Annotated in this window: 18 protein-coding genes; 13 read left to right on the plus strand and 5 right to left on the minus strand. The window is 62.1% G+C overall.

Going from position 1 to position 20,520, the window contains the following annotated elements; all coding sequences use genetic code 11:
• Window positions 1-41: 41 nt before the first annotated feature.
• From YH3_RS16920 to YH3_RS16935, 4 genes are all read right to left on the minus strand, one after another.
• Complete coding sequence (locus YH3_RS16920) at window positions 42-1,643, minus strand: ABC transporter substrate-binding protein (protein ID WP_030535172.1); 1,602 nt, start codon at window positions 1,641-1,643, stop codon at window positions 42-44.
• 227 nt (window positions 1,644-1,870) lie between these two features.
• Window positions 1,871-3,469 carry an ABC transporter substrate-binding protein gene (locus YH3_RS16925; RefSeq protein WP_007731371.1) on the minus strand — a complete coding sequence of 533 codons (1,599 nt, stop codon included), beginning with the start codon at window positions 3,467-3,469 and terminating at the stop codon, window positions 1,871-1,873.
• Window positions 3,470-3,613: 144 nt separating this feature from the next.
• Window positions 3,614-5,215 (minus strand): CdaR family transcriptional regulator, encoded by a 1,602-nt coding sequence (locus tag YH3_RS16930; RefSeq protein WP_064444215.1) that lies wholly within the window; start codon window positions 5,213-5,215, stop codon window positions 3,614-3,616.
• A 49-nt stretch (window positions 5,216-5,264) separates the two neighbouring features.
• The gene (locus YH3_RS16935) at window positions 5,265-6,179 is read right to left on the minus strand and encodes an SDR family NAD(P)-dependent oxidoreductase (protein ID WP_007731375.1); all 915 of its coding nucleotides are present in this window, start codon (window positions 6,177-6,179) and stop codon (window positions 5,265-5,267) included.
• 100 nt (window positions 6,180-6,279) lie between these two features.
• Here YH3_RS16935 and YH3_RS16940 point away from each other — a divergent pair, with 100 nt between their 5' ends.
• Window positions 6,280-6,897, plus strand: a complete 618-nt coding sequence (locus YH3_RS16940; protein WP_003940047.1) for a TetR/AcrR family transcriptional regulator — start codon at window positions 6,280-6,282, stop codon at window positions 6,895-6,897.
• Window positions 6,898-7,199: 302 nt separating this feature from the next.
• Window positions 7,200-8,351 carry a magnesium and cobalt transport protein CorA gene (locus YH3_RS16945; RefSeq protein WP_007731382.1) on the plus strand — a complete coding sequence of 384 codons (1,152 nt, stop codon included), beginning with the start codon at window positions 7,200-7,202 and terminating at the stop codon, window positions 8,349-8,351.
• Between the two features lie 88 nt (window positions 8,352-8,439).
• Here YH3_RS16945 and YH3_RS16950 read toward each other — a convergent pair whose 3' ends face one another.
• Window positions 8,440-9,057 carry a hypothetical protein gene (locus YH3_RS16950; RefSeq protein ID WP_007731384.1) on the minus strand — a complete coding sequence of 206 codons (618 nt, stop codon included), beginning with the start codon at window positions 9,055-9,057 and terminating at the stop codon, window positions 8,440-8,442.
• Between the two features lie 109 nt (window positions 9,058-9,166).
• Between YH3_RS16950 and YH3_RS16955 the strand changes: the two genes are divergently transcribed.
• The 11 genes from YH3_RS16955 (at window position 9,167) to YH3_RS17005 (ending at window position 20,514) form a co-directional block, all read left to right on the plus strand.
• Window positions 9,167-10,213, plus strand: a complete 1,047-nt coding sequence (locus tag YH3_RS16955) for an ATP-dependent DNA ligase (protein WP_039973226.1) — start codon at window positions 9,167-9,169, stop codon at window positions 10,211-10,213.
• A complete protein-coding gene (gene ligD / locus YH3_RS16960) occupies window positions 10,213-11,253 on the plus strand; it encodes a non-homologous end-joining DNA ligase (protein WP_003940248.1) in 1,041 nt (346 codons plus the stop codon). Before YH3_RS16955 ends, ligD begins: the two co-directional genes overlap by 1 nt.
• Window positions 11,254-11,331: 78 nt before the next feature.
• Window positions 11,332-11,847, plus strand: a complete 516-nt coding sequence (locus YH3_RS16965) for a DUF6764 family protein (protein WP_039973227.1) — start codon at window positions 11,332-11,334, stop codon at window positions 11,845-11,847.
• Window positions 11,848-11,955: 108 nt separating this feature from the next.
• Complete coding sequence (locus YH3_RS16970) at window positions 11,956-13,167, plus strand: serine hydrolase domain-containing protein (protein ID WP_003940004.1); 1,212 nt, start codon at window positions 11,956-11,958, stop codon at window positions 13,165-13,167.
• Window positions 13,168-13,182: 15 nt separating this feature from the next.
• Window positions 13,183-13,401, plus strand: coding sequence for a dodecin (locus YH3_RS16975; protein WP_003939815.1), 219 nt, complete (start codon window positions 13,183-13,185; stop codon window positions 13,399-13,401).
• Window positions 13,402-13,411: 10 nt separating this feature from the next.
• Complete coding sequence (locus YH3_RS16980) at window positions 13,412-14,293, plus strand: hypothetical protein (RefSeq protein ID WP_042924996.1); 882 nt, start codon at window positions 13,412-13,414, stop codon at window positions 14,291-14,293.
• 81 nt (window positions 14,294-14,374) lie between these two features.
• Complete coding sequence (locus YH3_RS16985; protein ID WP_007731395.1) at window positions 14,375-16,057, plus strand: FAD-dependent oxidoreductase; 1,683 nt, start codon at window positions 14,375-14,377, stop codon at window positions 16,055-16,057.
• Window positions 16,058-16,273: 216 nt separating this feature from the next.
• Window positions 16,274-17,197 (plus strand): Ig-like domain-containing protein, encoded by a 924-nt coding sequence (locus tag YH3_RS16990; RefSeq protein WP_007731397.1) that lies wholly within the window; start codon window positions 16,274-16,276, stop codon window positions 17,195-17,197.
• A 74-nt stretch (window positions 17,198-17,271) separates the two neighbouring features.
• Window positions 17,272-18,246, plus strand: coding sequence for a carbohydrate ABC transporter permease (locus tag YH3_RS16995; protein WP_003940557.1), 975 nt, complete (start codon window positions 17,272-17,274; stop codon window positions 18,244-18,246).
• Entirely contained in the window at window positions 18,243-19,145 is a 903-nt protein-coding gene (locus YH3_RS17000) for a carbohydrate ABC transporter permease (protein WP_042452747.1), read from the plus strand. The genes YH3_RS16995 and YH3_RS17000 overlap by 4 nt, the downstream gene beginning before the upstream one ends.
• Window positions 19,146-19,182: 37 nt before the next feature.
• Window positions 19,183-20,514 (plus strand): ABC transporter substrate-binding protein, encoded by a 1,332-nt coding sequence (locus YH3_RS17005; protein ID WP_003940485.1) that lies wholly within the window; start codon window positions 19,183-19,185, stop codon window positions 20,512-20,514.
• Window positions 20,515-20,520: the final 6 nt, after the last annotated feature.

Genomic DNA, 20,520 nt, shown 5'->3' on the forward strand with positions numbered 1-20,520 from the left:
GGATGCTGGGGCGGGAAGATATTTCAGAGTGGGCGGACGGCCTACTGGTAGAGACGCAGCGCAGAACCGTTGAGCGACTTGCCGAATGAGAGTCCGGCCTTGTTGAAGTACACGTTCATGACGGAGTCTGCGAAGGGCACGGCCGCGATCGTCTTGGTGAGCTCCGACTCGGCGTCGGCCCAGGCGTCACAAGCGTCGCTACCGGTCAGACCGGAAGCCTTGGTGGCTGCTGCTTCGTAGGCGGGGTTGCTGACCGATCCGAAGTTCTTGCCTGCTGCGGGAACCGGCCCGGCAAAGTACGCAGTGAAGGTGCTGGGCAGCGAGGAGTTGACCTGGACCCAGGCGATGTCCCAGGCAGAGTTGTCCTTGCCGCTCAGAATGACGTCGATGATCTTGTTCGAGTCGCCCCCGGTCACCTCGACGTTTGCGCCGAGTTCGGACCACGCCGACTGAGCAAGTTCGGCCGCCGCGTTGCGCGGATCGTCGGTGCCGTCGTACACGAGACGGAGATTGAGCGGCTTGCCATCCTTGCTTCGCTTGCCGTCAGCGCCGGCGGTCCAACCAGCGCCGTCCAGTGTTGCCTTGGCGGCAGTGAGGTCGAAGTCCGGAATGTTGCCTGCGACAGAGTCGTAAACGCAGGCGCGCGGTTCGACGGCGACGAGGCTGGTTGCCCGGACCCCGTGTCCGGCGGTGATGACCTGAGTGAGGTCGTCGAGATCGACCGCTTGGATCAGGGCCTTGCGCACTGCGGGATCGCTGGTGGGATTACTCGCGATCTGGTTGAAGTACATCTGGCCTGCCGGCAGTGGCCGACCGACGGAGTCCAGATTGGCTGCCGCGACGCGGTCCTTGTCCGGACCGGCGATCGGAGCTGCGTTGAGTTCACCCGAGAGCAGCTGATTTGCGGCGGTGCTCACGTTCGGCGACATGGCGGCGACGACCGTCTTGGGGACGCCCGGGGTGTCGGAGGTCGTGCCGTCGGGGCCCCAGTTGTAGCCCTCGCGACGCTGGAACGTGTAGTGGTCGTTGGCGGCAACTTCGGTGACTTCGAACATGCCGGTGCCGAGCGACTTCTTGTTCGACGCTGTCGGATCTTTCAATCCGGCCTCGCACAGGATCGGCAGGCGACCGACGTTGAGAAGAAGGAACGGGCTCGGCGCCGGAGTGGTCACCGTGACAGTGCGCGTTGCAGGATCGGCAGTCGCAGTGGCGCCGGTCGGCACGGAGGACCCGCGCAACTGTGAACCGTTGTCCGGGTTGGCCACGAAGTTGATGTTGTCCGCGACGGTCTGCGGTGTCAGCGTCGATCCGTCGGTACAGGTCACCCCGTCACGGATGGTGAAGGACGCCGAGGTCGGGGTCTCCTCCCACTTCTCCGCCAACCACGGTCCGACTTCACTGGTATCGGGATCCTGGTAGATCAGGTAGTCGTACGCCAAACGCGACAACTCGGCGGTCGCCGAGGCGGCCGACATGATCGGGTTGAGAGCACCCGGATCGGCCTGCAGGGCGAAACGGAAGGTCCCGTCGGTGGCCGGTTCACCGCCACTGGCGCCCGAGGACGTGCCTCCCGAGCCACAAGCAGACAACACAAGCGTGAGCCCTGCGGCTGCCGCAAGTGTTGGATAGAAGCGGTGTTTCATGGTGCCTCCGTGATGGAGCAGGGGCCCGAGCGAAAAACGTGAGGGCGCGGTTGAGTGTTGACTGCTAAATCTTGGCGCATGACGTGACGCGCATCTCTGTCGATCCTCACGAAAATCGGGTCGATTTTCGTCCGCTCCCACGAAAACCGTCAGGATCAGTGAATACCTGTCCGTATACCGACAGCGACCGGCGAAACACGACGATTTCCCCGGTCGCTACCGGCGGTCTACTGGTACAGGCGCAGGGCCGAACCGATGAAATTGCGGCCGAATGCAAGACCCGCATTGTTGAAGTAGAGAGTCGTGATCTTGTCGGCAAAAGGTACCGCCGAGTTTGCTTTGATGATCTCGGACTCAGCGTCTGCCCAAGCGGCACAAGCGTCCTCGCCCGTCAGCCCGGAAGCCTTGGTGACGGCTGCGTCGTAGGCCGGGTTGGAGATCGACGCAAAGTTCATTCCCGCAGCGGGCACCGGACCGGAGAGGAAGGGGACCAGCATGCTGGGCAGCGCGACGTTGATCGGCTCCCACGCGACATCCCACGCCGTGTTGTCCTTGCCGCTGAGTGCGACATCGAGAATCTTGTTCGAGTCTCCACTGGTGAGTTCAACGGTGGCGCCCAGGTCGTTCCACGCGTTGACTGCGACGTCGGCGGCAGCATCGGTCGCGTCGCCGAACGTCTCGTAGACCATCCGAATTCGGAGCGGTGTGCCGTCCTTGCTGCGTTTACCGTCCGCGCCGACCTTCCAGCCCGCAGACTCGAGAGTTGCTGCGGCCGCACTGGTATCGAAGTCCGGTAGGTTTCCGGCGACAGAGTCGTAGATGCAGGCCCGCGGTTCGATGGACACCATCGTGGTCGATCGGGTTCCGCGGCCGGCGGTGAAGATCTCGGCGAGGTCGTCGAGATTGAGAGCCTGGACCAGCGCCTTGCGTACGGCAGGATCGCTCGTCGGATTGCCGGGACTGTGGTTGAAGAACATCTCGCCCGCTGGAGCAGGCTGCTTGACGGTATCCAAGTTCGCGGCGTTCATGCGGTCCTGATCGGGGCCGGAGACGGCAGCGGCATTCAGATCACCGGACAACACCTGGTTGGCCGCTGTGCTGTTGTTCGTGATGATGGATGCGACGACATTCTTGGGTACACCGGCAGTGTCGGAGGTAGTGCCGTCCGGTCCCCAGTTGTATCCGTCGCGCCGAACGTAGGAGTAATGATCGTTGGCGACTGCCTCGGTCATCTGGAACATGCCCGACCCGAAGGTCGTCTTGTTTGCCGCCGTCGGATCCTTCAACCCGGCCTCGCACATGATCGGTATTCGCGCCAGGTTGAGAAGCAGGAACGGAGAGGGTTCCGGAGTTGTGACCGTTACGGTCCGGGTCGCCGGGTCGGCGGTGGCAGTTGCAGTTGCCGGTGCGTACACCCCGCGGAGAGCGGATTTGTTTGCTGCGTTGGTGATGAAATTGACGTTGTCGGCGACGGTCTGGGCAGTCAGAGCGGATCCGTCGTTACAGGTGACGCCGTCGCGAATGGTGAAGGACGCGGAAGTGGTTGTCTCTTCCCATTTCTCGGCGAGCCACGGCTTGGTTACGCCGGTATCGGGATCCGGATGGAGCAGATAGTCGTAGCTCAGACGCGCCAGTTGGTGCGCCGGCGAAGCGGCGGTCATCAGCGGATTCAGAGCGCCGGGGTCGGCCACGAGAGCCAATTTGAAGGTGCCGTCCGTGACGGGTTCACCCCCACCCGAACCCGATGAGCCACCCGTTGAGCACGCGGTCAGGGCAAGAACGGTGCCAGTTGCCGCAGCCAGTAGTGCGTAGGACCGTTGTTTCATGGTGCCTCCGGAAGGTGTGGTCCCGCCCGAGTGACGCGAGGTCTGTCGGGTCAGGAGCAAAAGACGATTGCTTGAATCTTCACCCAACAAAAGAACGAGAACATCGTCCGGATTTACGAATGTTTCGTGAGACTTGGTAGATCGCTACAACATTGTCGGATGGAAGAGACGAAGCTGGAGCATCAGGCTGAATCGAGTTTCCGGATCATCGAGATCGATGCCGGCAATCCCGGCAAGCTTCTTGAGGCGGTACCGGAACGTGTTGACGTGGATGTGAACCAAGGACGCAGCAGCCGGAATGTCGCCGAACGTGTCGAGCCAGGCACGGAGAGTGTCGACAAGGTTGATGTCGTGACTGCGGTCGTACTCACGCAGTACCGCGAGCGGACCCGATGCGGTCTCGTTCTCGTCCGCCAGGGCGTCGGAGAGGCGCAGAAGTAGGGAATTGATCTGCACGTCGTCGGCGCGCGCGACGGTCCGGCCCGAAGAATTCCACGTCGACCTCAGAACGCGAAGTGCTCGGTCGGCTTCGTCGCGTGACTTCTCCAGCGTCATCACGTCGGCCACTGTCGCACCGATTCCGATGACCACCGACTTTTCCGAACGGGAACGGTCTGCAAACTCCGACGCGATCCGACGCACGTAGTCGTCGTCGGTCTGATGCCGGGTGTGTGGGATGACGGCGTAGACGGTGCCGCCGATCGCTGCCGCCACCGACAACGGAAATACTTGGTCGAGATAGGTATTGAGTGTCAGGGCCAGTTGATCGACATCGGCTTCGGCCTCCAACGATGCACCGGCGCCGCTACGGAAGCCGGCCGCAAGTACGTTTGCCTTCGAGCGGCCGTAGCCCAGTCGCTCGGCCGCTTCCTTGGCCGAAGTGCCGCCACTCAGTAACGTGATCACCTCGCCCAACCTCAGCCGTCGTGCCGAATCCGCGGCCAGCTTGGCGCGAAGTAAACTCATCGCGGCCACGCCCGCCGCCTCGACGAGCGTTTTGACCTGCAATTCGTTCGGCTCCTCGTCCAAGATCACCCAGATCGAACCGAGGATCTGCGATGCCGCATGTATTCGCATGCCGACGCGGGGCCTGATGCCCGGCCCGATACCCGGTAGAAATACCGGCAGGGTAGAGCCGTAGATCTTGTTGAAATACCCCATTGACCTGAGCTGATCGGAATAGTGCTGCGGCACTTGATGTCCGAGGACACTCTGCTTACGTGCTTCGTCGCCGAAGGCTTGATCCGCCGAGAACGCGAGGATCCGGCTCGACTGATTCTCGATGGTGACCGGGCCGTTCAATACCTGAGCGATCGAGTTGGCAAGATCGAACAGGTCGGCGTCGGCGGCCGACGTGCGGTCCCCGTTGTTGCCGGATTCGAGGATCTCGTTGATCAACGACGCGCTTTGCAGCCAGCTTGCATCCTTGACCATTCCGAGGAGTGCGACGTCGGTGTCGGCCACCGCCTTCTCGACGAGGCCGTCGAAGTCCAGGGGCTCTTTGACGATCAGCGCTACCGCACCTGCCGAGCCGTATTCTCTTACCGCCGTTGCGATATCGGCCGAACCTGCGAGACCTGCGCCGAGTACGACGGCGCCCGCACTGTCCTGGGTAGCTTCGGACCCTTCGTGCAGGGTCACGCGGCTGACAGTGCGGGCGCCGTCGACGGTGTCGCCACCGCTGAGGAACGTCATTCCCAGTCTGTCGACGATGTCGACGATCGATACTCCCGTAGGTGTGGTCACCACCACACCTTAGGGGGAGCGGGGTCGATCAGTTGTCTGGTTGCCCTGCTCAGTTGCTGGGCTGCTCCGCCACGGCCTTCTCGACGAACCGGCGGGTCTGATCGAACGCCGCGGGCACCTGGACGGAATCGGTCATGTCACTGATCTCGGACCACCGTTCGGCGACGACCTCGGGGGAGAGTGCGCCTTCGGGGATGTAGACGCCCTGCGACTCCTCCATGCGAGCGATCGCGAAGACGCCGGCGCCGGCGCTGAGGATGGTCTTCGTCGGTGCGTCATCGGAGACCATGAACAGTGCGCCGGGTGAAATCGATTCGGGTGCAAGCAGAGCGAGAGTCTTCTCGTCGAGGAGGTCTTCGGTCATGCGGGTCGCGGCGGTCGGGGCCAGCGAGTTGACGCGGATGCCCTTGCGTTCGCCCTCGATGGCGAGAACGTTCATCAGGCCGACGACGCCGGACTTCGCGGCGCCGTAGTTCGCCTGGCCGAAGTTGCCGTAAATTCCCGATGCCGACGTAGTCATGAGGATGCGTCCGTAGTTCTGTTCGACCATGTGCGGCCAGACTGCCTTGGAACAGATGACGGAACCCATCAGATGCACGTCGATGACTTTGCGGAAGTCGTCGAGCTCGGCCTTGATGAACGACTTGTCGCGCAGGATTCCGGCGTTGTTGATCAGGATGTCCACGCGGCCCCACTTGTCCACGGCCGTCGCGACCATGGCGGCAACGGCGTCGACGTCGGTGATGTCGCAGTGGTCCGCGATGGCCTCGCCGCCCAGCTCGACGATTTCCGCCACTACTTTGGCGGCTGCGGTATCAGCGCCGCCACTGCCGTTGACCGAGCCACCCATGTCGTTGACGACGACGCGTGCGCCGCGTGCGGCGAGGGCCAATGCGTGTGAACGGCCGAGTCCGCCGCCTGCGCCCGTGATGATCGCTACCTTGCCGGAAAAATCCAACGACATTGGAAAACCTCTCTGATCTGGGATACTACTCAGTATTACTATGCGATGGCGTGGAAACAGTCAAGGGCCGGCAGGCAGTGTGAATGGGAGTGGAAGTCGAATGAGTAGTGATCTTCCGGACGTGCGATCCGCGATCATCACCAGCGCCGCCGACGCCTTTGCCGAAGACGGTTACGCAGCCACGACTGTAGATTTACTGGCCGATCGAATCGGCGCCACCAAAGGTCTTGTCTACTACCACTTTCGTTCCAAGTTCGACATCTACCTGGCAATCTACGAGCGCGGGATGAGCCTGCTCCGCGCTGAGGTCGAGTCTCGGATGGGCGGGGCAGAAAGCGGCCTCGCGCGTCTCGAAGCGATGTCGCACGCCCACCTGGTCAATCTCATGACGCATCTCGGGTACCACCACACGATCCACCAAGGTGTCCGGGGCCAGATGAACTCCGCGCTCAAGCCGAGGCAACAGCAAGTCCTCGTGGAGCTGAATTCGCTGCGACTCGACTACGAGAATCTGTTCGTCGACGTGATGACGGAAGGCGTCGCGGATGGTTCCATTCGCGTGGGCTCACCACGGATGGCGGCAAAAGTACTCCTCAGCAGTCTCAACGGCATCGACCTCTGGTACCGAAGACGTGAAGGGCAGACGTTGGCGGAGACGGAGTCGTTGGCGGACCAGATCGTCGAACTGTTGATCGGCGGATTGCGCGCTGCGAACTGACTGAAAGCTGCATTCGTCGAGCGGGTTTCCTCCGACCGGTTCGTGCTGTCCTGCGGCTTGTCGTTCGGTTTGTCGTGCTCTGACAGTCGGGGTAGCATGTTGGCGTCGTGCGCGGACTTGCGTAGGAATTCAGGGAAGAGGAGGTGTGGCTGTAATGCGTGGCCAACCTCCGAGTACCAACTGAAGCTGTAGCCGCCCGGGTTGATCCGGTATTTTGCTGCAGCTTCATCGTGTGTTCATCGGCTTCGGCTTTGCTGTGAAGCAAGCGTCGTCGTTCACTCTTCCCTCGAAAGCTGTTCAGCATGCGCGAATTTCGTCGTTCACGTTCGGTACTGCCACGTCGTTCCGCGGGGCTCGGTGACTCACATCCCGGACACTCGCGTGCCGCACGCACCGTCGTCAAGGCTGCCCCGCCCGAGGCGGTGGCGCCCGTCGAATCGACCGTCGTCAACAGCGGCGTGTACCGCGACGGCGAGCGGATAGCGTCACCGTCCACGCTGGCGGAAGCACTGTCATGCCTTCCGGATTCGCAGTCGATGGCGTGGATCGGCATGTACCGGCCCGACGACGCCCAGTTGTATGCCGCTGCACAACATTTCGACCTCCACGAACTGGCGGTCGAGGATGCGATCGTCGCGCACCAGCGCCCCAAGCTCGAGCGCTACGGCAAGACACTGTTCGTGGTGCTGCGTGCTGCGCGGTACCGCGACGAGACCGAGCGGGTCGAATTCGGCGAGTTGCACATCTTCTGTGGTCCGAACTTCATTCTGACCGTCCGTCACAGTGAATCGCCGGATCTGTCGGCGGTGCGGACTCGCATGGAGAACGATCCTGACCTGTTGCGGTTGGGTACCGAGGCCGTTCTCTATGCCATTCTCGACGCAGTCGTCGACGGGTACGCCCCGGTGGTGGCCGGACTGCAGAACGACATCGACGAGATCGAAACCGAAGTATTCAGTGGCGATCCCGGAGTTTCGCGTCGCATCTACGAACTGACCCGTGAGGTGATCGAATTCCAGCGGGCGACGCGTCCGCTGCTGGGAATGCTGCGTGGGTTGTCGGCAGGGTTCGACAAGTACCACACGGACGAGGAACTCCAGCGTTACCTCCGCGACGTCACCGACCATGCGACGACTGTGGTGGAGCGGGCCGACGGCTTTCGTCAGTTGCTCGGAAACATCCTCACGGTGAACGCAACTCTGGTGTCGCAGAACCAGAACGAGGAGATGCGCAATCTGACGCAGGCAAGCTACGCGCAGAACGAGGAGATCAAGAAGGTCTCGGCGTGGGCGGCAATTCTCTTCGCGCCGACGCTCATCGGAACCGTGTACGGGATGAACTTCGACGACATGCCGGAACTGCACTGGCACTTGGGCTATCCGTTTGCGCTCTCGATGATGTTCCTGACCTGTGGAAGTCTCTACACGATCTTCAAGCGTCGGGGCTGGCTGTAGAAAGCGCCGGCTGTAGAAAGCGCTGTGCGCCTTGCCAACCGAGATCGGTTGGCAAGGCGCACAGGTGTTTTTCGGGAGGGCGCTCGAATCAGAGCGTTGCGACGCAGACCGTGAACTTACGTTCCGGGTGCTCGAATCCCGAGTCTGCCCCCGAACCGCATTCGTCGATCGACGTGGAGTTCTGCAGGATTTCGACGACCTCGACTACATTGGTGCCGCTGGTATCCGAGCATTCGATGCGGGCGGGCTCATCCATTCCGCTGCCGAGGTCCATGCATCCGCCGACTACCCAGTCGACGTCGAGACAGACAGCGCCCTGCTCGTCACCCGCGAGGGTCTCGTAGTAGTACGAGTCGACATCGGAGGCACACAGATCAGAGGTGGGAACCTTGGCGACCACCTTGTAGTTGGAATCCTTGCTACCGCAGTCCGCGTTGTCGATTTCCGCGGCCGTCGTGGTGCCGCCGAGTTTGACGCAATCACCGATCGACACGTCGATGTCGACGTCGCCGCCATCGTCCGAACCCTCCTGGCCGGTGATCTTCGAGGTGGTCGGGGCTGCGGAGGTAGTGGTCGAATCGGCAACCGAGGAAGATGATTCCGCAATGGCTTTCGGCTCGATGTCGGAACCGCAACCGACGGTGAAGGCGGCGATTGCAGAAGTTGCGATCACCGCAGTGCAAAGTCGCCGGACGATTCCGGACATAAGGACCCCTTTGTTGATTCTTGGATAGTTCTGTTGGTTCGTGGATTGTTCGGGACCTATTCCAATACATCGGTAGTCGAATTGCCAACCGGACTGTCAGTATGGGTAGGTGGAGCTACCCCTGATGCCGCCGCTCGCCCCGATGCTCGCGAAGGCTGCGGCCACTGTGCCGCCTCAGCCCGAGTCCGGTGACCCGACGTGGTCGTACGAGCCGAAATGGGACGGATTTCGAGCAATCATCTTTCGTGACGGTGACGAAGTGGTGCTCGGATCGCGAGGAGGAAAGGACCTGGCGCGGTACTTTCCCGAAGCGGTGGAAGCCGTCAAGTCTGAATTGCCCGAAAAATGTGTGGTGGACGGAGAACTGGTGGTTCCCCGTGAGATCGACGGTGTGACGCGCCTGAGTTGGGAAGCGCTCTCCGAGCGGATTCACCCCGCCGCGAGCCGCGTCGCATTGTTGTCGGAACAGACGCCCGCGCAATTTGTCGGGTTCGATTTACTGGCGCTCGGCGATCGCGACGTCTCGATCGAGGACTTCGGGGTTCGACGTGCGTTGCTCCTCGATTGCGTCGGTGGCGGGCCGAGTTGCCACGTCACGGCAGCGACGGCCGACAGCGCCGAAGCAATGGCCTGGTTCGAAACCTTCGAAGGCGCGGGTCTCGACGGGGTTGTCGCCAAGAAGCTGGCGGGACCGTACCTGCCGAACAAGCGCGAGATGATCAAGGTGAAACACGCCAGGACCGCGGATGTCGTACTGCTGGGCTACCGTCCCCACAAGAGTCAGCCAGGTATCGGGTCGATGCTTCTTGGTCTGTACGACGGTTCCGAATTGAAGATGGTCGGTGGCGCTTCTGCTTTCACCGCGGCGCGGCGGATCGAGTTGTTGGCCGAACTCGAACCTTTGCGCCTCGGGGACGACGTTGTAGCCGAGGGAGAGGCCAGCCGGTGGAGATCGGCCGCAGACCGCTCCTGGATTCCGCTTCGTCCTGAGAGGGTGCTCGAAGTGGCGTACGACCAGATGGAAGGGGAACGCTTTCGGCACGCTGCACGATTCCTGCGCTGGCGTCCGGACAGGGTGCCCGACGAATGCACATTCGATCAGTTGGAGGTTCCGGTGCGATACGACTTCGCGGATGTTCTTGCAGGCGGTAAGTGATGGCGAGCCCGGCAGAGGAACTGGACGTCGACGGGATCGCGGTCCGATTGTCGAGCCCGGACAAGATCTACTATCCGCAGTTGGGTGAGGACGGCGGAACCAAACGGCATCTTGTCGAGTACTACCGAACGGTGGCGCTGCAGGGTGCAGCGTTGCGGGCGCTCCAAGATCGGCCCACGCATCTTCAGCGATTCCCCGACGGCATCGAGGGCGAAGAGGTTTACCAGAAGCGGCTGCCGGCAAAACGGCCCGAGCACGTCGAATCCTGCGAGGTCACGTTCCCGTCGGGTCGCAAGGCCGACGTCCTTCGAGTGCGAAGTGCTGCGAACATCGTGTGGGCCGCCAATCTCGGGACTGTCACGTTTCATCCCTGGGCCGTGCGGTGCCCGGACACCGACCACCCGGACGAACTGCGCATCGATCTCGATCCGCAACCGGGGACCGGGTTCGACGAGGCCGTTGCCATCGCGGACGAGGTCCTTCGCCCTCTGCTCGCCGAGTTGGGATTGGAAGGATTTCCCAAGACGTCCGGTGGCCGAGGCCTTCACGTCTACATCCCGCTCGAGGCGCGCTGGGATTTCGTCGAGGTCCGTCACGCGGGTATCGCCCTTGCTCGTGAAGTCGAGCGTCGTAGTGCCGATCGCGCCACAACCGCGTGGTGGAAGGAAGAGCGGGGTGAACGGATCTTCATCGACTTCAATCAGAATGCCCGTGACCGGACGATCGCGGCGGCGTATTCCGCTCGTAAGACGCCGATCGCAACTGTGTCGACGCCGGTGACCTGGGACGAACTGCGCGACGTGCATCCAGACGACTGCACCATCGCCACGGTTCCCGGCTTGCTCGCCGATCGTGGTGATCCGATGGAAGCCATGCACGACAAGGCCTTTGCCCTCGATGTTCTGTTGGAGATGTGGGAGAAGGATCTGGCGGCAGGACTGGGCGATCTGCCGTACCCGCCGAACTATCCCAAAATGCCCGGTGAACCCAAACGTGTTCAACCGAGCAAGGACCGCGATCGGAAGAACAAAGACGGGTAGCGTCAGAGGCGGACATATCGGGTAATTCGATCAGACGTCGAATGTACGGTCACGTCGAATGCACTGTGGGGGTTGGATATGGATCGCCGGAAAATGCGAGCAGCAAGCTTAGCGGCGGGCGGCGTGATTCTTGCCGCCTTCGGATTGTCACTCGGTAGCGGAACAGCGTCTGCCGCGACGTTGGATTGTTCGGCGCGCGGGCAAGATCAGACGATCGTCGACGGGTCATCCGCATGCCGAGCGGTGGCAGATCCCTCCAGTTACGCGATTTCACACGTCGAGGGCGACGGCGTCGGCGTCGCGGATTCTCGAGACGGCGGCAGGTCGGCAGGCCTCGGCCTCTTCGGCGGCGTTGCTGCGGCGGAGTCGCGCGGTGGGTTACTTGCCGCCGTCGCGTACGGCCCGGGTTCGCTCGCACTCGGTCGCACCGACTCCTCACCATTTGCCGTCGTGCTCAGTGGGCCTGGTGGCAGAGCGGCGGTGGGTGACGCGGACGTCGGGGCGATCTGCTCAGGTGGTCCCACCCTTGTTTTCAATATCGCCACAGGTCAGGGATGTTTCAGCGATGGCACTTCGACGTGGGTCACCCCGTGAGGGCACCCCGGCCCTGAGCCTCTTGCGTGACAGTGGTCACAATGGTGTCAAGCTCCTGCCACCGATCGGGTGACCGGGCAACTTGATCAGCGGGGATCGGAGGACGCGATGACTCCCAGTGCACGACGGGGTTCACTCGCCCGGGTGGAGGTGCCTTCGCGCACCGAGCTGTACGTGGACCGGCGATTCCTTCCCTTGGCCGACCGCTTCTTCGCGATGTATCGCCAACCGCAACAAGGCGGCGGCGCGCTGGTCGTGTACCTGGGCGGCGAGAAAGTTCTCGACATCTGGGCCGGCAATGCCGATCGTGATCGGCGCTGGGACCACGACACGGTGTCGCTGTCGTTCTCGACCGGCAAAGGCGTCGCCAGCACCGTCGTTCACCGACTCGCCGAACGTGGGTTGATCGACTACGACGCCCCGGTTGCTCGGTACTGGCCTGAATTCGCGGCGGCCGGCAAGGACAAGATCACCGTCCGCGAACTGATGTCACATCGCGCGGGCCTTCACCGAGTTCGCGGCTTGATGCCGCATCCTCTCGACCTGATGGACTACGACGCGGTCGTTGCCGCCCTGGCTGCCGAGAAACCGGATCCGCGTCGGCTTCGAGGCCCCGGCTATCACGCTGTGACCTACGGCTGGTTGGTAGCCGAACTTGTGGCCAGGGTGTCCGGTCAGCCGTTCATCGACGTCGTACAAGCGGAGATAGCGAAGCCCCTCGGAGTCGACGAATTCTGGTACCGCGTACCCGAAACCGAGCGTCCACGGATCGCGAAGCTGTTCCCACATATCAACCCTGCCGGCTTGAACTGGGCCTTCGCGTCGACCGTGCTCTCACACGTCGGTCCGACTCGCGGACTCGCGGAGGCCGCGATGCCGGACGGTTTCGACGTCATGGTGCGCAACCCGGCTGTCCACGACGCCGTCATGCCGGGCTGGAACGGAGTGTTCAGCGCGCGTGCTCTCGCGAAGATGTACGGCGCCATCGCGAACGGCGGCGTGATCGACGGGAAGCGGTTCCTGAAGGAATCGACCATCGACCAGATGTCGACCATCCAGACTCGCGATCGGGATTACGTGCTGGCGGTGCGGCCCAACTGGACTCTCGGTTACCACCCGCCGATCATTGCCGCGCGGCGGCAGCCGCGGAATGCGATAGGCCACTACGGAGTCGGCGGTTCAGGCGCGTATGCGGACCTGTCCAGCGGACTCTCGCTCGGTTTCACCACCAACAGGTTGGGTAGTGCTGTGACAGCTCTCGGTGATCTTCGCCTTGCGAGGCTCGGCGCCGAGGCGCAGGAGTTGGTTCGTCGAATCTGACACGAAGGGAATGCCATGAGCAGCAACGTGTACCGGGTGACCGAGATCGTCGGCTCGTCCACCGAGAGCAGTGACGCGGCAATTCGCACCGCCATCGCCCGGGCGAACGAGACGGTGCGCAACCTCGAATGGTTCGAGGTGGTGGAAACTCGCGGTCACATCGAGAACGGCGCCGTGGCGCATTTCCAGGTCACGTTGAAGGTCGGCTTCCGGCTCGACGGCGACGAATCTTGAGTCGTCGTTCATGAGTGTTGATCTCAGGGCGGCCGTCGGGTTCATGGCGGGACATGCCAGGACTCTCGATCGGCATCGGCTGAATTTGATTCTCGGACAGGGTGACCGGGCCGCGGTTTGTGCGGCCGTGGACGGTTATCGCAACCCGGACGGTGGGTACGGCTGGGGACTCGAACCGGATCTTCGCTCGGCAACCAGCCAACCTGGCGGAGCGCTGCATGCCTTCGAAGCCTTTGCCGACATCGGAACGCCGACGCCCAGAGCGGTCGAACTGTGCGACTGGTTGCAGACCAATTCGCTGGCAGACGGCGGTTTGCCGTTCGCCTTCCCGATCGCCGACCCGGCCGGTTGTGCGCCCTTCTGGGTGGATGCGGATCCGTTGGCGCCGTCGTTGCAGATCACCAGCATCGTGTGTGCTGCAGCGGCTCGCGTTGCCGAATTCGACGAGGCCGTCGCCGAACATCCGTGGTTCGCCTCTGCCGTTCGATATTGCCTCGACGCGATCGACGGGGCGGATTCTCTCCATGCCCTCGAGCTGGCCTTTGCCTTGCAGTTTCTCGACGCGGTTCACCGGAACAGTCCCGAAGCGTCGTCGTTGGTGAGCACTCTTGGTTCGCGTATCCCGGCTGACGGCTTGGTTCACGTGGACGGGGGAGCCGAGGGCGAATTCATGCGGCCCCTCGATTTCTCACCGCTTCCCGGCGGCCCGACCCGCGCGTTGTTCGACGCATCAGTGATCGAGTCCGAACTGTCTGCGCTCGCTGCGCGACAACATGGCGACGGCGGTTGGGCGGTGGATTTCGACAGCTATTCACCCGCCGCGGCGTTGGAATGGCGAGGTCACGCCACCGTGCAGGCGGTGTGGCTGCTGAAGCGCAATGGGGTGATCTGAAAACGATTCTCGCGCCAAATTGGAACACGTTATAGTCTGGGAACCAGTTCGAGCTTCGTGTTTCAGGGATAGGGGAATGTCATGGCGTATGTGATCACGCAGCCGTGCTGCAACGACGCCTCGTGTGTTGACGTGTGTCCGGTCAATTGCATTCACCCGACACCGGACGAAGCCCCGTTCGCGACCACCGAAATGCTCTACATCGATCCCGACACCTGCATCGATTGTGGTGCGTGTGTGGACGAATGCCCGGTCGAGGCGATCTTCCCGGACAACGAACTCGACGAGGACGACGCGCCGTACCTGCAGATGAACGCGTCGTACTTCGAGAAGCATCCGATGGGCCCGGATTGGCCCGAGCCGATCACGATGGCCAAGATCGATCCCGAACTGGGAACGCTGAAAGTAGCGATCGTCGGCTCCGGCCCGGCCGCCTGCTACGCGGCGATGGAACTGACCGGCAAGCCTCGCGTCGAGGTCGACATGTTCGATCGACTTCCCACTCCCTACGGTTTGGTGCGCGCCGGCGTGGCGCCAGACCATCCCGGAACCAAGGGGGTCACCGATCAGTTCCGCGCCGTCGTCGCGAAGAAGACTGTGCGCTGCCACTTCAACGTCGAGGTGGGCACCCACATCTCGCATTCGGAACTCTTGGACCATCACCACGCAGTGATCTACGCGGTGGGTGCTGCCGGGGATCGCAAGCTCGAGATCCCGGGCGAGGATCTGCCGGGAAGTCACGCCGCCACCGAGTTCGTCGCCTGGTACAACGGCCACCCGGGATATGCCGATCGGACTTTCGATCTGTCTGGCGAGCGAGCGGTGATCGTCGGAAACGGCAACGTCGCACTCGACGTCGCACGCATCCTGGTGACCGACCCTGACCAGCTTGCGAAGACGGACCTCGCCGAGCACGCATTGGAAGCGCTGCGGAACAGCAAGATTCGTGAGGTGGTCATTCTCGGGCGTCGTGGGCCGGCGCAGGCCGCGTACACCAATCCCGAACTGTTGGCGCTCGGACAGATGGCGAACGTGGACGTAGTCGTCGACCCGATCGAAGCCGAACTCGACGAGGCCAGTCAGGCGTTCGTGGACAGCGATGCCGCCGAGCCGTCCGTCCTGCTCAAGGTCAAGCAGGCGCAGGAATTTGCTTCGCGTACCGCAGATCCTTCTCGCAAGCGGATCGTTCTCCGGTTCCTCACCTCTCCCGTCGAGGTCCTCGGCGACGGTGCAGTCTCACAGGTGCGGATCGTGAAAAACGAATTGGTGGCAACGCCGACCGGTCAGCTCTCCGCCCGGCCTACCGAAACCGAGGAGACGATCGACACTTCACTGGTGCTTCGGTCGGTCGGATACCGCGGCACACCGATGGCCGACTTGCCCTTCGACGACGCTCGCGGCGTGATCCCCAACGAGAACGGCAGAGTAATCGACACCGAGACCGGCACGCCGATCCCGGGTGTCTACGTCGCGGGTTGGATCAAGCGCGGACCGACTGGCGTGATCGGCACCAACAAGTACTGCTCCGCCGAGACCGTGTCGATGATCTTCGACGACTTCGCTGGTGGGCGCCTCGCCACCCCGACCGAGGATGCCGACAAGTTGCAGGTTTTGTTGGCAGACCGGTCGCCGGATCAGGTGGACTATCAAGGTTGGCAGCGGATCGACAAGGCAGAACGCGCATCCGGTGCCGCAACCGGACGGCCGCGAACCAAACTCATCTCCATCGAATCCATGTTGGCGGCTGCCCGGAGCGAGGGATAGCAACGTTTGGGCGAACATCCGAATTGCTCGATTGCCGCTTTTGTGTGTTAATGACTATGGAAATGTGCGGTTTGCTCTCTTCGGCGTGCTCGGGTGTGTAGGTGTGCTCCGAGCGGGTGCGTCCGAATGGTGCATCGGCATCGGTACCAGGCGGGTATCGATGCCGGCCGCGCACGATCCACGTGAGTACGTGGTCAGTCGAGCGAAGGTAGTGACATGGGCAGCAAACAGGGTCGTCGGACGTCACGGGTTGCCGTGGCAATCGTCGGAGCAGTGGCCGCCGGCCTGGCTCTGGCCGGACCCTCCGCGGCTGTTCCTCTCTTCCCCGGTGGACCCGACATTCCGTTGCCCGTCATTCCCGGCGTTCCGTACCTCGATCCGGCGATTCCGGTTCCGGGCATCCCGGGTACACCGATTCAGGCTCCCATCGGCGTCCCCAACTTCTCCGCGCCGTCGCTCAATCCGTCCGCGGGCGAGACCGTCGGTATCGCGCAACCGATCATCATTCGATTCAACGAGGCCGTCGGCGACCGTGCTACGGCCGAACGCGCGATTCGCGTGACCACCGATCCGCCGGTCGAGGGCAGCTTCTACTGGATCAACGACAGCCAGGTCCGTTGGAAGCCGACACAGTTCTGGCCGGCGAACATCTCCGTGACCGTCGACGCCGGTGATTCGCACTCCACGTTCAACATCGGTGACGCACTCGTCACCGTCGCGGACGACAACACCAAGCAGGTCACCGTCACCCGCAACGGTGAGGTCGTGCGCACCATGCCGACGTCGTTCGGCAAGCCGGGTCACGAAACACCGAACGGCACGTACATCGTCGGTGAGCAGTTGCGCGACATGTACATGGATTCGTCCACGTACGGCGTCCCGATCGATTCTCCCGAGGGTTACCGCACCTACGTCGAGTACGCGACACGAATTTCCTACAGTGGCATCTTCGTCCATGCCGCTCCGTGGTCGGTTGCGCAACAAGGTTTCACCAACGTCAGCCACGGCTGCCTAAATGTCAGCACCGAGGACGCCAAGTGGTTCTTCGAGAACGCAGGCAAGGGTGACCCGGTGATCGTGCAGAACACCGCAGGTGGAGTCCTCAGCGGCGCCGACGGATTGGGCGACTGGAACCGCTAGACATCGACGAGGAAGGCCCTGCGCGAGAAGTATTCGCGCAGGGCCTTTTTCGTGTCGCGTTCAGCTCGAGTGTCTTGTACGTTCACCATTCATTCGTTGCGGGCGGTCAGACTGCCTCAGTGAGATCGAGTCCGGAAAGAACGCTGCCCACATCAGGCAAGCCAGGTCTGTGGGGCAGACCATGGCGTGATTACGCGCTGTTCGCGCTCTTGGTAGGTCCCAATCTCGCGTTGCTGATCTTGTTCACCTATCGCCCGCTGGTGGACAACATCCGACTTTCGTTCTTCGACTGGAACATTGCGGACCCGAAGGCGACGTTCATCGGGCTGAGCAATTACCGCGAGTGGTTCGGACGAAGCGACACCTGGCAGATCGTCACCAACACAGTGGTATTCACATTGGTCACAGTGGTGGGTTCGATGGTCATCGGTTTGGCGTTGGCCATGCTGCTCGATCGCAAGCTCGTCGGGCGAAACCTGGTCCGGTCGGCCATCTTCGCTCCGTTCGTCATCTCCGGTGCAGCGATCGGTGTCGCGTTTCAGTTCGTCTTCGACCCCAACTTCGGCCTGATCCAGGATCTCCTGCACCGTGTCGGACTCCAATCGCCCGACTTCTATCAGGATCCCCACTGGGCGCTGTTCATGGTGACGGTGACATACATGTGGAAGAACCTCGGGTACACGTTTGTCATCTATCTCGCTGCACTGCAAGGAGTTCGGCAAGAGCTGAACGAAGCTGCCGAAATCGACGGCGCCAAGCCGTGGACCAAGTTCCGCCGGGTGCTCCTACCTCAGTTGCGCCCGACGACGTTCTTCCTCTCCATCACCGTCATGCTCAACTCGCTCCAGGTCTTCGACATCATCAACGTCATGACCCGAGGTGGTCCGCTGGGGACAGGGACGACAACGATGGTCTACCAGGTGTACAACGAGACGTTCCGAAACTTCCGGGCGGGCTACGGTGCGACGGTTGCCACCATCATGTTCCTGATCCTGCTGATCATCACCGTCTACCAGGTTCGTGCCATGGATCGGGGAGAAGAGAAATGACAGCGGTAGAGGAAAAGAAAAGCGCTGCTACGACTTCCGTCGTTCGGCCCGGCCCGGACCGCAAGAACGTGGACCGGCGTGAGGTCGGTGTGAAGATCCTCGGCTATGCGGCAATGGTGATCGCGTTGGTCATCATCGTCCTGCCGCTCTACTGGATCGTGATGACCTCGTTCAAGGAGCGCCCGGAGATCTACACGCAGCCGGCAACGTGGTGGCCGTCGTCGCTGCATCCCGAAAACTATTCGGAAGCAACCACATCGGTCCCGTTCTGGATGTTCTTGCGGAACTCGATAGTGATCACGACGATTCTGTCGGCGGCGAAGTTCGTTCTGGGGACTCTCAGCGCCTATGGGTTGGTGTTCCTGCGCTTCCCGGGGAAGAACTTCGTCTTTCTCGGAATCATCGCCGCATTGATGGTTCCTAACCAGATCACCGTGATCTCGAATTACGCGCTCGTGGCAGAGTGGGGCTGGCGTAACACGTTCCAGGGCATCATAGTTCCGCTCGCGGGTGTAGCCTTCGGTACGTTCCTCATGCGCAACCACTTCCTCTCGATCCCTTCGGAGATCGTCGAGGCGGCGCGGATGGACGGAGCCGGCCACTGGCGGTTGCTCTGGCGCGTGGTGCTCCCCGTTTCCGGACCCACGATGGTGGCGTTCGGCATCATCACGGTGGTCAACGAATGGAACGAGTACCTGTGGCCGTTCCTCATGTCCGACGATTCCTCGGTAGCGCCGCTGCCGATCGGATTGACCCAACTGCAGAACAACGACGGACTTACCAACTGGGGTCCGGTCATGGCAGGAACGGTGCTGACGATGCTACCGATCCTGGTGATTTTCCTTCTGCTGCAACGACACATGATCAAGGGCCTCACCTCCGGTGCGGTCAAGGGCTGACAGCTTTCCCGTCACATTTCTTTCTCGAGGAGCAGTAATGGCAAACATGAACAGGCGCGGATTCTTGAGCCTCGGCGGTGCAATCGCCGCCGGTGCCGCACTGACCGCGTGCGCGGGATCCGGCGGGTCGAGCGCTGATGCTGCGGGAACATCCGGTGCGTCGGGTGATTCCAACACCATCACCTTCTGGTCGAACCACCCGGGTAAGTCCACCGACGTGGAGAAGGAACTGATCAACCGCTTCCAGACCAAGTACCCGGACCTGAAGGTCAACTTGGTGGACGGCGGCAAGAACTACGAAGAGGTGGCACAGAAGTTCAACGCTGCCCTCTCCGGTGGAGATGTGCCCGATGTGGTTGTGCTGTCCGATGTCTGGTGGTTCAACTATGCACTGGCCGGGGCAATCGAGCCGCTTGACGGACTCTTCTCCGAGGTGGGGGTCGACTCGGCCGACTACGTCGATTCACTGCTCGCCGACTACCTGTTCCAGGGCAAGCACTATGCGCTTCCCTACGCGCGGTCGACGCCGTTGTTCTACTACAACAAGGCGGTCTGGTCGCAGGCAGGTCTTCCCGACCGTGGGCCGGCGACATGGCAGGAGTTCGACGAGTGGGGACCCGAGCTGCAGAAGGTCGTGGGCAACGGCAAGTTGGCACACGGGTGGGGCAACGCGAAGGATTACCTCGGCTGGACCTACGAAGGCCCAATCTGGACGTTCGGCGGCTCGTACTCCGACCAGTGGAATCTGCAGCTCGACAACGAGAAGACCATTGCCGCAGGGCAGTTCCTCTCCAGCATGATTCACGACAAGAAGTACGCCGCGGTCTCCACTGACATCGCGAACGAATTCGGTACCGGCATTCTGGCGTCGACCATCGCGTCGACGGGCGATCTGTCCGGCATCAAGAAGACTGCCAACTTCGACTTCGGCACCGCTTTCCTCCCGGCAGTGGACGGAACTCCCGGTTGCCCCACCGGCGGTGCCGGGCTTGCCATCCCGTCCAAGATCTCCGATCAGCGTAAGAAGAACGCGCTCAAGTTCATCGACTTCATCACCAATGGTGAGAACACGGCGTACTTCTCGCAGAACGTCGGCTACATGCCGGTCCGCAAGTCGGCAACCTCGGAGCCGAGCATGAAGGCGTTCCTCGACGCGAACCCCAACTCCCGTACCGCTGTGGATCAGCTCTCGCGTACGCGCTCGCAGGACTACGCACGCGTGTTCGTCCCGGGTGGGGATCAGATCATCGGCACCGGACTCGAGCAGATCGCTCTCCAGAAGGCCGACGTCGCATCGACATTCGCCGGCGTTGCCACGCAGTTGCAGCAGATCATCGACCGGCAGATCACCCCCAAGCTGCCGAAGTAGTAGGAG

It is taken from the genome of Rhodococcus sp. YH3-3 (assembly GCF_001653035.1).
Lineage (GTDB): Bacteria > Actinomycetota > Actinomycetes > Mycobacteriales > Mycobacteriaceae > Rhodococcus_F > Rhodococcus_F qingshengii.